Below are 14,983 nucleotides of genomic sequence, written 5' to 3' on the forward strand. Positions count from 1 at the left end.
TTTATCGGCAGTTAAATGGTTTACGTGGTAAATCAATCCTTGGACCTCTCTAGCGGCAATTCTTTCGCGCCCAAAGCATCGGCAAGCCTGCTTTTTGCGCTACCGGGGCGTAACGGCTGCGGTTGGCTGTCGGCAGGGGCCCAGCCGGTCAGAGTGATCAATTCGAACGTGGCATCGACGCGACCTGCCGCATTGCGGAAATGCTGTGCATAAATGCTGGAGGCCTGGGTCAGCACCTGCCGCCGCGTCAGATGCCGGATGCGCTGGGTCAGGGCATTGGTTTCCCCCATTTTGCGCAGATCATGCATCAGGTGGAACATATTGGCATAGCTTGCGGTCAGCCTGTTGCCATCCGCCACCGGCAAGGTCAGCCCGGCGCGTTGCAGCAAAGCACCCAGGTCGCGGATTTCGCCCATTGGCGCGACGCGCGGGGACAGACCGCCGGTGATCTGCGCCTCCGCCTCGGCCAATGCCACGCGCAATTCGTTCAGGGTCTGGCCGCCAAGGCAGAACACCAGCAGCAATCCATCCGGGCGCAGGGCATGGCGGCATTGCACCAATTGCCCGACCGGATCATTCGCCCAATGCAGGCCCATGATATGCAGCACCAGATCATGCGCGCCGGGTTGCAGCGCCAAGGTGTCATCATCGGCGACAATCGTGGCGTCCGGGAAACGGGCGCGCCAGAAATCCGGAAAACCGGTGACAATCGCCGGGGCTGTAAAGCTTCTGTTAACCTCAATCAGTCTTTCATGCAGTTCATCGGCAATCGCCTCATGCAGGAACAGATGTTCCGGCTGGGCGCGGGCGCGGTGGCGCAACAGGGCGCTGCGATCAACAAGGGCGGGAGGCATGGTCATGGCCCCCATGTAAGGTGCAATCATGCGGATGCAAAGCATCATCAGGGCGATCTACCCGGCGCAATGCGTCGCATGCGATACGCTGACAGAGGTGGACAACGGGCTCTGCGGCCCTTGCTGGCGCGAGACGCAATTTATTGACGGCACGATCTGCGATACCTGCGGCGCGCCCTTGCCGGGCGAGGGGGATGGTCAGCGCCTGACCTGCGATGATTGCATGGTGGTCGCGCGGCCGTGGGGCCGGGGCCGCGCGGTGCTGGTCTATGCGGGCATCGGTCGCAAATTGGTGCTGGGGCTGAAACATGGCGACCGCACCGATCTGGCACAGCCTGCGGGGATCTGGATGGCGCGGCTGGCGCAGGCGTTGATCCGGCCTGACACGGTGATCGTGCCGGTGCCGTTGCATTGGGCGCGCTTGCTGCGCAGGCGATATAATCAATCGGCTTTGCTGGCGCAGTCGCTGGCGCGGCAGATCGAACGGCCTGTCTGCGTCGATGCCTTGCTGCGCCCGCGCAAGACCGCCTCGCTTGAAGGGCACAGCCGTGATGCGCGCTTTGCCGTGCTGTCTGGCAGCATCAGCATCAACCCCAGACAGCAGGCGCAGATTGCGGGCAAACCGGTGCTGCTGGTCGATGATGTGATGACCTCTGGCGCGACACTTGCGGCCTGTGCAGAGGTGCTGTTGCAGGCGGGCGCCACAGATGTGTCCATGATAACACTGGCACGGGTCGTCAAAGATGCTTAAGTCAGCATGATCCCGAAAAAAGGAGTGCTGTCATGCAGAACGTCGAAATCTATACCAAGCCAACCTGTGGTTTCTGCCATATGGCCAAACGGTTGCTGACATCCAAAGGCGTCAGCTTTGCTGAGGTGAATATCACAGCCCAGCCCGACAAGCGCGCCGAGATGATCCAGCGCGCCAAGGGCGGCAGCACCGTGCCGCAGATTTTCATTGGTGGCACACATATCGGCGGCTGCGATGATCTGATGACTTTGGACCGGCAGGGCAAGCTGGACGCTTTGCTGTCGGCATGAAGGCGGGGCTGCTGCAACTGACGTCGGGCGATGATCCGGTTGCCAACCTTGCGATGACGCGCGATCTGATCGCGCAGGCGACAGCCGAAGGCGTGGGTTTCGTCCTGACGCCCGAGGTCACGAATTGCGTCTCACAGGATCGCGCGCATCAAAATGCTGTGTTGCAACTCGAAAGCGATGATATCACGCTTGCGGGGCTGCGTGAAGCGGCGCGGGATCACGAAATTTGGCTGTCGATAGGGTCACTCGCGCTCAAGACCAATGATGCGGATGGGCGGTTTGCGAACCGGTCCTTTCTGATTGATCCGACTGGAGAGATCGTCGCGCGGTATGACAAGATCCATATGTTCGATGTGGATGTTTCTGCAACGGAAACATTCCGCGAATCAGCAGGGTATCGACCCGGCACACGGGCTGTGGTAGCGACGACGCCTTTTGCAAAGATCGGCCTGACCATCTGCTATGATCTGCGGTTCCCCTATCTGCACCGCGCGCTGGCCCATGCCGGGGCCGAGGTGCTGCTGGTCCCCGCTGCCTTTTCCCCCGTCACCGGTGCGGCGCACTGGGAGCCGCTGCTGCGTGCGCGGGCCATTGAAACAGGGTGTTACGTGCTGGCATCAGCGCAAACCGGGCAGCACAATGTCAGTACGGGAAAGCCCCGGCAGACCTATGGTCACGCGATGGCGGTTTCACCTTGGGGCGAGGTTCTGGTGGATATGGGCACTGACACAGGATTTGCGATTGTTGATCTCGACCTTGCGGAAGTGGCACAGTCACGCAAGCGCATTCCGGCGCTGACCCATGACCGCCCCTTTGAAGGACCCTGATGCCCGACACCGCGACCAGTCTTGCCGTCTCCTTGTTCAGTGAAATTCTGGCGGTTGATCAGCTTGCCCGCCATTCCGTGGCCAAGGTTTTGCCCAAGGGAATGGAATTGTCGCATTTTTCAGTGCTGAACCATCTGGCGCATAGCGGTGCCGAACGGTCCCCCGCACAATTGGCCAAGACATTTCACCTGACGCGCGGCGCGATGACCAATACCTTGCACAAATTGCAATGGGCCGGCTGGGTGCATATCCGCCCTGATTGGGATGATGCGCGGCGCAAGATGGTGTCGATCAGCCCCTCTGGACTGGCTGCCCGCGATGCCGCCATCGCCGCCATCGCCCCGGTGATCGCCGAAGCGGTGGCAAAAGTGGGTGAGGAAAAGGTCCGCATCGCCTTGCCGGTTTTGCGGGAAATGCGGTTGAAACTAGGGCAGATTGATTGAGCGCAGGCATCTGCTGCCTGCGCCTGGGACTAGCCTGCCTTTTGAAGCTGCAGCATATCCGCCGCAGCCGTGCTCCGCTTGCCGTAGGGCAGAACGGATGGACCATAAAGGGCCGCAACGTCATCCTTTTCGCCAATATTCTGTAGCTCCGGGAAGATCGCGAACAGTTCTTCACGCTGGGCATCGTCAAGTGACCCGATCATCATCGGTCCGGGATACATGCTCTCGCTCGGCACACCTTCGGCGATGATAATGTCGTGTTGTTCCAACATGATATGCAGATAGGTCACAGAGCGCTTGTTTTGCGCGACCCGCACGCCTTTCCAGCCGTTTTTGACCATATGCACAGCGCGTATAAGAACCCCGGTATCGCCGTTGACGACAAAGGCATGCTGCGGCGACACGGTCAGGTCACGGTCCGATCCCAGCACTGAGCGGTCGATCACGACAGGTTTCAGCTTGGGGTTGGCATCAAGTTGTGACTTGGACAATTCTGTTTTGCCAATCCAGCGGATCGGTTTGTCTACACCGTTCATTGTCGAAACCAGATCGCCGATCTGCAGCGTTTCCACTGGCACGTCGCCCTGCGGTGTGCGGATCATCGTGCCGGAGGCGAAGCAGGCCACGCCGGTGGTTTCGAAATTCAACACGCTCAGGTCATCAGTGCTGGCAATGTTGGAAAAGGTCAGTGACCCGCCAGCAAAACTTGTCTTGGCCGAATAATCGACGGGGATGTTATTATCGCGGGTGGTATTGGAGTGGTTCAGCAGGCCATCATCGGCGTAATCCGCGCGCATGGCTTTGAGGCCGTCATAATAAGCCGTTAAGTCAACACGGTCGTTGGTCGTGCTATCACCATCATCGATGTTGTTGTTGGGGTCGGCATTGAAATCGGTGATCGTGACCGTGCTGCCTGCATTATAGACAAAGGTGTCGTTGCCAGTACCACCTGTCAGTGTGTTGGTACCGCTGCCGCCGTCCAGCGTGTCATCGCCTGCACCACCGAAAAGCTGATCATTTCCGTCACCGCCGAAAAGCTGATCATGCCCGTCACCGCCATAAATGACATCATTGCCGGCACCACCACGAATGACGTCGGATCCGCTGCCGCCGTAGATCACATCATTCCCGGCACCTGCCGTAATCGTATCGTTACCGGCAAAGCCACGGATGTAATTGCCACTGTCATCAATGACCTGCCTGTCAGGCAATTCGAGATAGCTGGTGCTGTCTTTATACCCGGGTCCCATCGTGTCATCGCCGGATGTCCCGTCAATCACCTCAACAAAATCAGGATCAGGGCGGACGGACTGCATGTTGTTGTTGTCGGAAACAACCGTTCCAAAAGTCACAAAGGCAATCGGCTTGGCCGTCAATGCGTTCAAGGCATCGCCGGGTCCAATCGGAGGCACGATCCATAATTGTGGCCCGCTCGGGCCAGCGCCCTGGACCACATTCGCAACAACGGTATCGCTGGTTGTGCCATCGATATAAGTATAGGTCGCATTGATCAGGACATAAGCGTCGAAGTCAAATTTGAAACCGCCGCCAGGATTGTTGTCATTGATGATGAATTTGTCGCGCGCGCCGCCGGCGCCGACCGCGTAATCATATGCGCCATTTGGTATGACGTTGTCCGGCCCCCCGTCGACTGGCTTCCATATCTGGATGCGATTGAACAAAGGGTTGGCATCACTGCCAAACTGCTGCCCTTCCAAATCCGCAGCTTTATCGACCCTAAAACTGGCACTGCTTTTGTCGGTATCAAGCTGGCTGAAACCGAGGGTCAGGTTGAGCACTTTGAAGGTTGTCGGCATAGTTGGATCCTAACTCGTAAAACATGCACAAATACCATAAAACTATGAGCCAAAACGAGGGCAAAGTCAATCGGCGCGGTTCTGTCTCTCGTGGGTCCACAGGGCGTCTGATTGTTTCCAATTTACGCTTATTGATCCAGGAAAGTGACCCTGCCAAGCCTGCTTGAGGAACGGACTTGTCATCGATTAACCGGCTGAACATAAATCATACATTGGCGCGTGTCGTGGGCGTACTCCTGACCTCGCCTGTTGAATTGCTGAAACCTTTTCCACGCTATTTAACGCTATTAATGAGATAATCTATTTTTCCCTGCCGGGCGGTGGTTAAAAGCTGATCTACGCTTTTGTAGCAGTTGTGACATAATTGACAGACAGGTCCCGGTCGCTGATCGACCAGTCGAACCGCAGTGGGTTGAACACATAGCCCTTGCGATCCACCGGCGTCAGCCCCGCTTTTTCCAGCAGCGCGAATAACTCGTCCGGGGTGATGAATTTTGCCCATTCATGCGTGCCTTTGGGCAGCCAGCGCATCACCCATTCCGCGCCCACAATCGCCATGGCGAAAGACTTGGGGTTGCGGTTGATCGTCGAACACAGATGCAACCCACCCGGTTTCAGCAATTGCTGGCAGGCGGTCAGATAGCCAAGAGGGTCGGCCACGTGTTCGACCACCTCCATGTTCAGCACGACGTCGAATTGTTCGCCTGCCTCTGCCATCGCTTCTGCCGTGGTGTGGCGGTAGTCGATGGTCAGGCCCGATTGCGCCGCATGGACCTGTGCGACCGGGATATTGCGTTCTGCCGCATCGGCACCAACTACCGTCGCCCCCAGCCGCGCCATCGGTTCGCACAAAAGCCCGCCGCCGCAGCCGATATCCAGCAAGCGCAGCCCGGCAAAGGGTGCCGGCCCTTGCAGATCGCGGCCAAATTCTGCGGCAATCTGGCGCGTGATGTAATCGAGCCGCACCGGATTCATCATATGTAACGGCTTGAATTTGCCGTTCAGGTCCCACCATTCGGCGGCCATCGCCTCAAACTTGGCGATCTCGGAGGGGTCGACGGTATTGGTGGCGGACATTTTCTTCGCTCCGGTCGTGACAGGGGTCATGGTTTGTGGTTTCAAAGCGCGATATAGGATGATTATGGACAAAGTCGTAGGACAAAACCGCCAAGGTGCCCACCTTTATCCCCCCGTTGATCCCTTTGATCAGCGGATGCTGGATGTGGGCGATGGCCACAGGCTCTATGTGGAACAATGCGGCAATCCGCAGGGGATTCCTGTTGTCGTGCTGCATGGTGGCCCCGGTGGCGGATGCAGCCCCGCGATGCGGCGCTATTTTGATCCTGCTGTGTTTCGGATTGTTTTGTTCGATCAGCGCGGCTGCGGCAGATCGCGCCCGCATGCCAGTGTTGACGCCAATACGACATGGCATCTGGTCGCTGATATTGAAACGATCCGAAAGACTTTGGGCATCGACCGCTGGATTGTCTTTGGCGGGTCATGGGGGGCGACGCTGGCGCTGATCTATGCGCAGGCGCATCCCGCGCAGGTCGCGGCGCTGACTTTGCGCGGTGTGTTCCTAATGACGCAGCCGGAGCTGGACTGGTTCTATGGTGGCGGCGCGGGCAAATTCTGGCCCGACCTTTGGGCGCGGTTTTCCGGGATGATCCCTGCGGATGAACATGATGACCTGATCGGTGCCTATCACCGGCGGCTGTTTTCCGGCGATCTGCATATGGAAACCCGCTATGCCCGTGCCTGGGCGTCTTGGGAAAACGCGCTGGCGGCAATGGACAATGACGGCATGACCGGGGAAAGCCCGGCGGATTATGCACGCGCCTTTGCCCGGTTGGAGAACCATTATTTCGTCAATGCGGGCTTTCTGTCGGCAGATCAGCAAATCCTGAACCCTGCGCAGATGGCGAAGATCGCGCATATCCCCGGTGTCATCGTGCAGGGCCGCTATGATATGATCTGCCCGCCGGTATCGGCCTATACTTTGGCGCAGGGCTGGCCCAAGGCGCGGCTGGCGCTGATCGGGCGCGCGGGACATGCTTTGTCCGAACCGGGTATCTCTGCTGAATTGGTGCGCAGTATGGATCTTCTGGGTGCGCAAAAGGCGGCATTGGGGCTTTAGACTTTACAGTCGGGGGTCAGACGTTAAGCTTACTGGAAATAAACGGGGAATTGACGGCTTGGGCAACGTCCTGACGATTATTTTGCAGCGGCTTGCATTGGGCTTTCTGACTTTGCTGATCGTGTCAGTGGTGATCTTTGTGGCAGTGAACCTGCTGCCGGGTGACTTTGCGCAATCCATCCTTGGCCAAGGGGCCACGCCGGACTCCGTCGCCGCGATCCGCCGCGATCTGGGGTTGGATCAGCCGATGGTCACGCGGTATTTCAACTGGCTTGGTGGGGCGTTGCAGGGTGATTTCGGGTCCAGTTTCGCACAGGCGAGTTTCGCCAATTTTACCGGAAGCGCGTCAGGTGCGGGCAGCGTCGCGGACCAGATCGCACCGCGCTTTGCCAATACGATGTTTCTGGCGGCCGTCAGTGCTGCTATCGCCGTGCCTTTCGCGATTGTGCTGGGAGTGCTGGCAGCGCTTTACCGCAATTCTGTTTTTGACCGGGCGACCAATATTTTCACCCTGTCGTCGATTTCCAGCCCCGAATTTTTCCTTGCCTATATCCTGATCCTGTTTCTGGCTGTGCTGAACCCGATGCTGCCTGCCGTGTCGAACATTTATGATGGGATGCCCTTTGGCGAGCGGCTGGAAAAATCGCTGCTGCCCGCCCTGACGCTGACGCTGGTTGTGACCGCGCATATGATGCGGATGACGCGGGCCGCGATTATCAATCTGCTCGCCTCTCCATATATCGAGATGGCACGGCTCAAGGGGCTGTCACCGATGCGGGTCATCGTGCGCCATGCTTTGCCAAATGCGCTGGCCCCGATCATCAATGTGGTCGCGATCAATCTGGCCTATCTGATCACCGGCGTCGTCGTGGTCGAGGTGGTTTTTGTCTATCCCGGCATCGGCCAATTGTTCGTGGATAGCGTGAAATTCCGCGATATCCCCGTGGTGCAGGCCTGCTGCCTGATCTTTGCCACCGCCTATATCCTGCTGAACCTGACGGCGGATATCATGTCGATCCTGTCGAACCCCAGGATGAGGCATCCCAAATGATCGTCTGGTTTGCTGTCGCCTTGATCGGTTTCGCCGCTGTCGCCTGGGGCTTCCGCTTTGCCGGGCAGGTCGCGACCAGCCGCGCGCCTTACTTTCGCGATATGCCGTTCAGCGTGGCCTATGGCTATATCTTTGCCGTCGCGGCGCTGATCTGGCTGATCTGGGCCTATACTCAGGGGCGCAGTGCCGATCCTTTGGTCGCCAATAAGTTCTTTTTCCTGCGTGTCGCGGTGGAAGGATTTATCCTGTTTTCCATCGCAGCGTGGCTGTTCCGGCTGTTGGGCCGCAATGTTGGGACCAGCCAGAGCAAGCGGCTATTCCGCGCCATGCCGCTGACTGCCGCATTTGGGGTCATGATCATCCTGATCTATGTCTTTGTGGCCGTCTTTGCCGGTGTCTTGGCACCTTATGGACAGGCAGAGATTATTCGCGGTGTTGCTGCTAATATCATGCCGGGCGGTGATATTGCGCTGGGCGGCAATCCGGATTTCCCCTTGGGCACCGACCAGATCGGCCGCGATATCTTGAGCCGGTTGATCTATGGCGCGCAGAACACGGTTGGCATTGCTTTCGTGACCACGGTGATTGCCTTCCTGCTGGGTGGCACAATGGGGTTTCTGGCATCGATCTTGGGTGGCTGGCTGGATCAGGTGCTGTCACGCCTTGTCGATGTGCTGATGGCGATTCCGTCGCTGATCTTTGCGCTGCTTTTGATGACCATCGCCAGCGTTTGGGCGCCCCGCCTTGGCATTCCGCAGACTTATTTCATGATCCTGATCATCGCCGTGATCGACAGCACCCGCGTTTACCGGCTGGCCCGTGCGGTGGGGCAGAACATCGTCGTGATGGATTATATCGAGGCGGCGAAGTTGCGCGGTGAAGGTCTGGGGTACCTGATGTTCAAGGAAATCCTGCCCAATGCCATGGCCCCTTTGCTGGCAGAATTCGGCTTGCGGTTCTGCTTCGTTTTCCTGACCATTGCCTCATTGTCCTTCCTTGGCGTGGGTATTCAGCCGCCCTTGGCCGATTGGGGCACCATGGTGCGCGATCTGGGCGGTTTCGTGAATTTTGCACAATTTGCGCCGATGACGGCGACGCCGCCCTTGTTGGCGGCGGGCGCGATTGCCTTGCTCGCAGTGGCGGTGAATTTCGTTGTGGACTGGATGCTGCACAGATCATCGGGGTTGAAAGATTGACATGACTCAAGACCCCCTGTTGAAAATCCGCGGGATCGAGATTGAAGGGCGCAGTGACGAAACCTGGACCCCGATCATCAAAGGCGTGAACCTGACCTTGCAGCGCGGGCAGGTCATGGGGCTGATCGGGGAATCCGGGGCGGGGAAATCCACGCTCGGGCTGGCTGCGATGGGCTATACCCGGGACGGCGTGCGCATCAGCGGCGGCAGCGTGGAATTTGACGGGATCGACCTGCTGACAGCCTCTGCCGCCGTCAAACGCGATTTGTTAGGAAAACGCATCGCCTATGTCGCGCAATCGGCAGCGGCAAGTTTCAACCCATCACATCGCCTGCTTGATCAGCATGTCGAAGCGCCGATGCAGCATGGCATCGCCGGGCGCAAAGAAAGCGAAGAAGACGGGATCACGCTGTATCGCAAATTGCGCCTGCCCAATCCCGAGGAAATCGGCTTTCGCTATCCGCATCAGGTGTCCGGCGGGCAATTGCAGCGTGCGATGACGGCGATGGCGATGTCATGCCGTCCTGATCTGATCATCTTTGACGAACCAACCACGGCGCTGGATGTGACCACGCAGATCGAGGTGTTGTCCGCAATCCGTGATATCGTCGCGCAGTACAACACGGCCGCGATCTATATCACGCATGATCTCGCGGTCGTGGCACAGATGGCGGACCGGATCAAAGTTTTGCTGAAAGGCGAAGAGGTCGAGACCGCCGAAACCCGCACGATGCTGGATGCACCGACTGAAGCCTATACCAAATCGCTGTGGGCGGTCCGCAGCTTTGAACGGCCCACTAAGCCTGTCGTGCAGACAGGCGCCGTACCTGTGGTCTCTGTCCAGCATGTCGATGCAGCCTATGGCAAGGAAAAGGTCCTACACAATGTCAGCTTCGACATCTTCGCAGGTCGCACCATGGCCGTGGTCGGCGAAAGCGGGTCTGGCAAATCCACCACAGCGCGCTGTATCACGGGCCTTTTGCCACCCACTGCAGGGCAAATCCTGTTTGACGGCACGGCGCTACCTGCCGATTACCGCAAGCGCAGCAAGGATCAGTTGCGCCAGATCCAGATGATCTATCAGATGGCCGATACTGCGCTGAATCCGCGTATGTCGATCGGCCAGATCATCGCGCGGCCTGTGCAATTCTACCTTGGGCTGACCGGCAAGGCAAAGCGCCGCCGCGTCGATGCCTTGCTGGACCAGATCGAGCTGGAACCGTCGGAATATTATAACCGCCTGCCGTCCGAATTATCCGGCGGGCAGAAACAGCGGATCGGGATTGCCCGCGCGCTGGCCGCTGAACCACGGTTTATTATCTGTGACGAGGTGACATCCGCGTTGGACCAATTGGTTGCCGAAGGTATCCTGCGGCTTTTGGCGAGGTTGCAGGACGAGCTGTCCTTGTCGTATATGTTTATCACCCATGATCTGGCGACGGTGAAAGCCATCGCTGACGAAGTGGTCGTCATGAAAGATGGCCGTGTTGTTGAACAAGGACCAAAGGAAGAAATGTTCAGCCCGCCGCATCACGCCTATACTGATTTGCTCTTGTCATCGGTGCCGGAAATGGACCCCGATTGGCTGACCAATCTGCTGGCGGAACGCGGCGTTGATAATATCGGCGATGCAGCCGTTAAGAAAATGTAACATTATCATGGCCCAAAGGGTCAACAGACCAAACAGGGAGATTATGACATGAATGGAATTAGCAGACGCGGTCTATTGAAATCGGGTGTCGCGGCGGGTGTGCTTGGCCTGTCCGGCATGCCGTTGCGCGCGCAAAGCCGGGGTGGAAAATTCACCGCAGGCCTGAGCGGGGCCAATACATCCGATAGCTGGGACAGCCGGACACATGCCGATGTTTTCATGATCGCCGCAGCCCTTGGCGGTGTCTATGACGCGCTGACCGAGGTTGCCGCTGATGGGTCGCTGGTCGGCGAATTGGCCACAAGCTGGGAAGCCAGCCCTGATGCCAAGGTCTGGACATTCAACCTGCGCGAAGGCGTGACCTTCCACAATGGCAAGGCATTCGGCGCTGATGACGTCATCGAATCGCTGCAACTGCATGTCGCCGAAGGGTCCCGCTCTGCTGCGGCCCCGCTGGTTGCCGCAATCACCGAGATGAAAAAGATCACCGATCATCAGGTGCAGTTCACGCTGGAATCCGGCAATGCCGACTTCCCCTATATCCTGTCGGATTATCATCTGCTGATCTATCCCGCAGGCCAGATCGAAGAATCCATCGCCCAAGGTATCGGCACAGGTCTTTATGAAGTTGTGGCGTTCGACCCCGGTGTCCGTTTCGTCGGGCGTCGCGTGGCGGATCACTACAAAGGCGACACTGCCGGTTTCTTTGAAGAGGTCGAGTTCATCGCCATCAATGACAACACCGCGCGGATGAATGCGCTGATGACGGGTCAGGTCGATGCAGTGAACAGGATTGATTTCCGTTTGGAGCCTTTGCTGCGCGCCAACCCGAATATCCGCATTCAGGAAGTGACCGGCAACCAGCATTACACTTTCCCGATCCATACCAACACAGCACCTTTCGATGATGTGAACGTGCGCCGCGCGCTGAAATACGGGATCGACCGGCAGGATATGGTCGATAAAATCCTGCTGGGCCATGGCATGGTCGGCAATGACAGCCCGATCGGCCCGGCCAATCAATATTACAACGCCGAAATGGAGCAGCTGGCCTATGACCCGGATCAGGCGCGCTATTATCTGCAACAGGCCGGTCTGGATTCGCTGAACATTGATTTGTCTGCCTCGAACGCCGCCTTTGAGGGCGCGGTCGATGCGGCGCAATTGTATCAATCCACGGCTGCGGCTGCCGGGATCAATATCAACGTGGTGCAGGAACCGGCGGATGGCTATTGGTCGAATGTCTGGCTGGTCAAGCCATTCTCGGCCTCTTACTGGACCGGCCGATCGACCGAAGACTGGATGTTCTCGTCCGCTTATGAGGCAGGCGTTCCGTGGAACGACACGAAATGGGACAACGACCGGTTCCATGAATTGTTGATCGCCGCCCGTGCCGAGCTCGACACTGACAAGCGGCGCGAACAATATTTCGAGATGCAGCAGATCCTGCGCGACGATGGCGGCGCGATCATCCCGATGTTCGCGAATTTCGTCGAAGCCGTCAGCACCCGTGTGGTGACGCCGGATGTGATCGGCAACACCGCCCAGATGGACAACAACCGGGCTCTGGAGCGCTGGTCGCTGGCGTAAGCATTCCTGAAACGCCCCGCCGCAAGGTGGGGCGTTTTTTCCGCGTTGGCATGGCCCTTGCAATTCCCCGCAACAGCGCGTAAATCATCCTCAATAGCGGCGTCTTGGCTTCCACCCCCAAGGTTCCACCGGGAAACACCAACGGGCCGCGCGCCCGTTTTTTTTATGCTTGGTATAAACCCATGAATGACCTGATCGCCAAAGCGGCCATTGACCGCCGGATCGCCGAGATCATCACCCCCGTCATCGAGGATATGGGGTTTGAGGTTGTGCGCGTCCGGTTGATGACCGGCAAGGAAAGCACCCTGCAAATCATGGTGCAGCGTCCTGACGGCACGATTGAAGTCGACGAATGCGCCCAGATTTCGACCGCCATCAGCGCGGTGCTGGATGTCGAAGACCCGATTGTCGATGTCTACACGCTCGAAGTGTCCAGCCCTGGCATCGACCGTCCGCTGACACGGTTGAAGGATTTCGACCAGTGGAAGGGCTTTGAAGCCAAGATCGAGACCGAAGAACTGATCGACGGGCGTCGTCGTTTCAAGGGTGAACTGGCGGGCATCGAAGGGGACGAAGTCCTGATCGATATCGAAGAAGGCACCATCGGCCTGAAATTTGAATGGCTGTCAGATGCCAAACTGGTGCTGACAGATGATCTGATCCGTGACGTGCTGCGCGGCCGCAAAGATGCGGGCCAGATCGACGAGGCACAATTTGACGAAATTGAAACCATCATTGATGGCGAGGAGAACACCTGATGGCCTATACTTCCGCAAACCAGCTTGAGCTTCTGCAAACTGCAGAGGCCGTGGCCCGCGAAAAGAACATCGAACCCGGTCTGGTGGTCGAAGCGATGGAAGAATCGCTCGCCCGTGCGGCCAAGTCGCGGTACGGCGCAGAGATGGATATTCGCGTGAATATCGACCGTAAGACTGGTCGCGCGACATTCACCCGCGTCCGCACTGTGGTCGCTGATGATGAAGTCGAGAATTATCAGGCCGAATTTACCGTCGCCCAGGCGAAGGATTACATGACTGATCCGCAGATCGGCCAGGAATACAGCGAAGAAGTGCCGCCCGTGGAACTGGGCCGGATCGCCGCGCAATCGGCCAAGCAGGTGATTCTGCAAAAGGTCCGCGAAGCCGAGCGTGACAAACAATACGAAGAATTCAAGGATCGCGCTGGCACGATTATCAACGCGCTGGTCAAGCGCGAAGAATACGGCAACGTCATTGTCGACGTGGGTTCGGGCGAGGCTGTGCTGCGTCGCAACGAAAAGATCGGGCGCGAAGCCTATCGCCCCAACGACCGCATCCGTTGCTACATCAAGGAAGTGCGTCGCGAACAGCGCGGCCCGCAGATTTTCCTGTCGCGCACTGCGCCCGAATTCATGGCCGAATTGTTCAAGATGGAAGTCCCTGAAATCTACGAAGGCATTATTGAAATCAAGGCCGTCGCCCGTGACCCCGGTTCGCGCGCCAAGATCGCTGTCATCAGCTACGACAGCTCGATCGACCCGGTCGGTGCATGTGTGGGTATGCGCGGCAGCCGTGTGCAGGCCGTGGTGAACGAATTACAGGGCGAAAAGATCGACATCATTCCTTGGAATGAAGATATGCCGACCTTCCTTGTGAACGCGCTGCAACCTGCCGAGGTCAGCAAGGTCGTTCTGGACGAAGAAGCCGGCAAGATCGAAGTCGTCGTTCCTGATGAGCAATTGTCGCTCGCCATTGGTCGTCGCGGCCAGAACGTGCGTCTGGCCAGCCAGTTGACGGGTCTGGATATCGACATTCTGACCGAAGCCGAAGAATCCAAGCGCCGTCAGGCCGAATTTGAACTGCGTACCAAGTTGTTCATGGATACGCTGGATCTGGATGAATTCTTTGCCCAGTTGCTCGTCGCCGAAGGCTTTACCAACCTCGAAGAAGTCGCCTATGTCGAACAGGACGAACTTCTGGTGATCGAAGGTGTCGATGAAGGCACCGCAGGTGAATTGCAGGCCCGTGCCCGCGATTACCTTGAAGCGCAGGCAAAAAAGGCGATGGATGCCGCGATTGCGACGGGTGTCGAACAAAGCCTGATCGATTTCGAAGGTCTGACACCGCAGATGCTGGAAGCCTTGGGCAAGGATGGCGTCAAGACGCTGGAAGATTTTGCCACTTGCGCGGATTGGGAACTGGCCGGTGGCTGGACCACAGTGAACGGCGAACGCGTCAAGGACGAAGGTGTCCTCGAACCGTTTGATGTATCGCTGGAAGAAGCCCAGAACATGGTCATGACCGCGCGGGTCATGCTGGGTTGGGTTGATCCTGACGATCTGAAAAGCGACGACGACGAAACAGAGGAAGAAGAGGCCTGATTTCAGGCCTTCGGAGA

At 57.9% G+C, this 14,983-nt stretch carries 14 protein-coding genes; 11 read left to right on the top strand and 3 right to left on the bottom strand.

Annotated features, from left to right (window positions below):
* Positions 1-32: 32 nt before the first annotated feature.
* On the bottom strand, positions 33-869 hold the full coding sequence (locus VOY09_RS04635) for a methyltransferase domain-containing protein (protein WP_416236730.1): 837 nt from the start codon (positions 867-869) through the stop codon (positions 33-35).
* Between the two features lie 13 nt (positions 870-882).
* Between VOY09_RS04635 and VOY09_RS04640 the strand changes: the two genes are divergently transcribed.
* From VOY09_RS04640 to VOY09_RS04655, 4 genes are read left to right on the top strand one after another with little or no spacing between them, the layout of a single operon-like run.
* The gene (locus VOY09_RS04640) at positions 883-1,605 is read left to right on the top strand and encodes a ComF family protein (RefSeq protein WP_322893219.1); all 723 of its coding nucleotides are present in this window, start codon (positions 883-885) and stop codon (positions 1,603-1,605) included.
* A gap of 32 nt (positions 1,606-1,637) precedes the next feature.
* The gene (gene grxC, locus VOY09_RS04645) at positions 1,638-1,895 is read left to right on the top strand and encodes a glutaredoxin 3 (protein ID WP_322893220.1); all 258 of its coding nucleotides are present in this window, start codon (positions 1,638-1,640) and stop codon (positions 1,893-1,895) included.
* Complete coding sequence (locus tag VOY09_RS04650; RefSeq protein WP_322893221.1) at positions 1,892-2,722, top strand: carbon-nitrogen hydrolase family protein; 831 nt, start codon at positions 1,892-1,894, stop codon at positions 2,720-2,722. The genes grxC and VOY09_RS04650 overlap by 4 nt, the downstream gene beginning before the upstream one ends.
* Positions 2,722-3,165, top strand: a complete 444-nt coding sequence (locus VOY09_RS04655; RefSeq protein WP_322893222.1) for a MarR family winged helix-turn-helix transcriptional regulator — start codon at positions 2,722-2,724, stop codon at positions 3,163-3,165. Before VOY09_RS04650 ends, VOY09_RS04655 begins: the two co-directional genes overlap by 1 nt.
* A gap of 29 nt (positions 3,166-3,194) precedes the next feature.
* Here VOY09_RS04655 and VOY09_RS04660 read toward each other — a convergent pair whose 3' ends face one another.
* Both VOY09_RS04660 and ubiG read right to left on the bottom strand, forming a co-directional pair.
* Complete coding sequence (locus tag VOY09_RS04660; RefSeq protein WP_322893223.1) at positions 3,195-4,982, bottom strand: Hint domain-containing protein; 1,788 nt, start codon at positions 4,980-4,982, stop codon at positions 3,195-3,197.
* Positions 4,983-5,318: 336 nt separating this feature from the next.
* Positions 5,319-6,059: a bifunctional 2-polyprenyl-6-hydroxyphenol methylase/3-demethylubiquinol 3-O-methyltransferase UbiG gene (gene ubiG / locus VOY09_RS04665; protein ID WP_322893224.1), complete on the bottom strand. Its 741-nt coding sequence runs from the start codon at positions 6,057-6,059 to the stop codon at positions 5,319-5,321.
* A 64-nt stretch (positions 6,060-6,123) separates the two neighbouring features.
* On the opposite strand from ubiG, the gene pip reads away from it, so the two are divergent.
* The 7 genes from pip to nusA all read left to right on the top strand — a co-directional run bounded on the left by pip (position 6,124) and on the right by nusA (position 14,966).
* Complete coding sequence (gene pip, locus VOY09_RS04670) at positions 6,124-7,119, top strand: prolyl aminopeptidase (protein ID WP_322893225.1); 996 nt, start codon at positions 6,124-6,126, stop codon at positions 7,117-7,119.
* Positions 7,120-7,177: 58 nt separating this feature from the next.
* A complete protein-coding gene (locus tag VOY09_RS04675) occupies positions 7,178-8,170 on the top strand; it encodes an ABC transporter permease (RefSeq protein WP_322893226.1) in 993 nt (330 codons plus the stop codon).
* On the top strand, positions 8,167-9,366 hold the full coding sequence (locus tag VOY09_RS04680; RefSeq protein WP_322893227.1) for an ABC transporter permease: 1,200 nt from the start codon (positions 8,167-8,169) through the stop codon (positions 9,364-9,366). Before VOY09_RS04675 ends, VOY09_RS04680 begins: the two co-directional genes overlap by 4 nt.
* A 1-nt stretch (position 9,367) precedes the next feature.
* A complete protein-coding gene (locus tag VOY09_RS04685; protein ID WP_322893228.1) occupies positions 9,368-11,017 on the top strand; it encodes an ABC transporter ATP-binding protein in 1,650 nt (549 codons plus the stop codon).
* A 48-nt stretch (positions 11,018-11,065) separates the two neighbouring features.
* Complete coding sequence (locus VOY09_RS04690) at positions 11,066-12,607, top strand: ABC transporter substrate-binding protein (protein WP_322893229.1); 1,542 nt, start codon at positions 11,066-11,068, stop codon at positions 12,605-12,607.
* A 182-nt stretch (positions 12,608-12,789) separates the two neighbouring features.
* Positions 12,790-13,365 carry a ribosome maturation factor RimP gene (rimP, locus tag VOY09_RS04695; protein WP_322893230.1) on the top strand — a complete coding sequence of 192 codons (576 nt, stop codon included), beginning with the start codon at positions 12,790-12,792 and terminating at the stop codon, positions 13,363-13,365.
* Entirely contained in the window at positions 13,365-14,966 is a 1,602-nt protein-coding gene (gene nusA, locus VOY09_RS04700; RefSeq protein WP_322893231.1) for a transcription termination factor NusA, read from the top strand. The genes rimP and nusA overlap by 1 nt, the downstream gene beginning before the upstream one ends.
* Positions 14,967-14,983 lie beyond the last annotated feature (17 nt).

The sequence above is a fragment of the Yoonia sp. 67-2 genome (genome assembly GCF_035117555.1).
Classification (GTDB): Bacteria; Pseudomonadota; Alphaproteobacteria; order Rhodobacterales; family Rhodobacteraceae; genus Yoonia.

Bases quoted from the DNA above. Each gene is read 5' to 3' on its own strand.
- VOY09_RS04635 (WP_416236730.1), bottom strand. From the start codon at position 869: ATGGGGGCCATGACCATGCCTCCCGCCCTTGTTGATCGCAGCGCCCTG.
- VOY09_RS04640 (WP_322893219.1), top strand. From the start codon at position 883: ATGCGGATGCAAAGCATCATCAGGGCGATCTACCCGGCGCAATGCGTC.
- grxC (WP_322893220.1), top strand. From the start codon at position 1,638: ATGCAGAACGTCGAAATCTATACCAAGCCAACCTGTGGTTTCTGCCAT.
- VOY09_RS04650 (WP_322893221.1), top strand. From the start codon at position 1,892: ATGAAGGCGGGGCTGCTGCAACTGACGTCGGGCGATGATCCGGTTGCC.
- VOY09_RS04655 (WP_322893222.1), top strand. From the start codon at position 2,722: ATGCCCGACACCGCGACCAGTCTTGCCGTCTCCTTGTTCAGTGAAATT.
- VOY09_RS04660 (WP_322893223.1), bottom strand. From the start codon at position 4,982: ATGCCGACAACCTTCAAAGTGCTCAACCTGACCCTCGGTTTCAGCCAG.
- ubiG (WP_322893224.1), bottom strand. From the start codon at position 6,059: ATGTCCGCCACCAATACCGTCGACCCCTCCGAGATCGCCAAGTTTGAG.
- pip (WP_322893225.1), top strand. From the start codon at position 6,124: ATGGACAAAGTCGTAGGACAAAACCGCCAAGGTGCCCACCTTTATCCC.
- VOY09_RS04680 (WP_322893227.1), top strand. From the start codon at position 8,167: ATGATCGTCTGGTTTGCTGTCGCCTTGATCGGTTTCGCCGCTGTCGCC.
- VOY09_RS04685 (WP_322893228.1), top strand. From the start codon at position 9,368: ATGACTCAAGACCCCCTGTTGAAAATCCGCGGGATCGAGATTGAAGGG.
- VOY09_RS04690 (WP_322893229.1), top strand. From the start codon at position 11,066: ATGAATGGAATTAGCAGACGCGGTCTATTGAAATCGGGTGTCGCGGCG.
- rimP (WP_322893230.1), top strand. From the start codon at position 12,790: ATGAATGACCTGATCGCCAAAGCGGCCATTGACCGCCGGATCGCCGAG.
- nusA (WP_322893231.1), top strand. From the start codon at position 13,365: ATGGCCTATACTTCCGCAAACCAGCTTGAGCTTCTGCAAACTGCAGAG.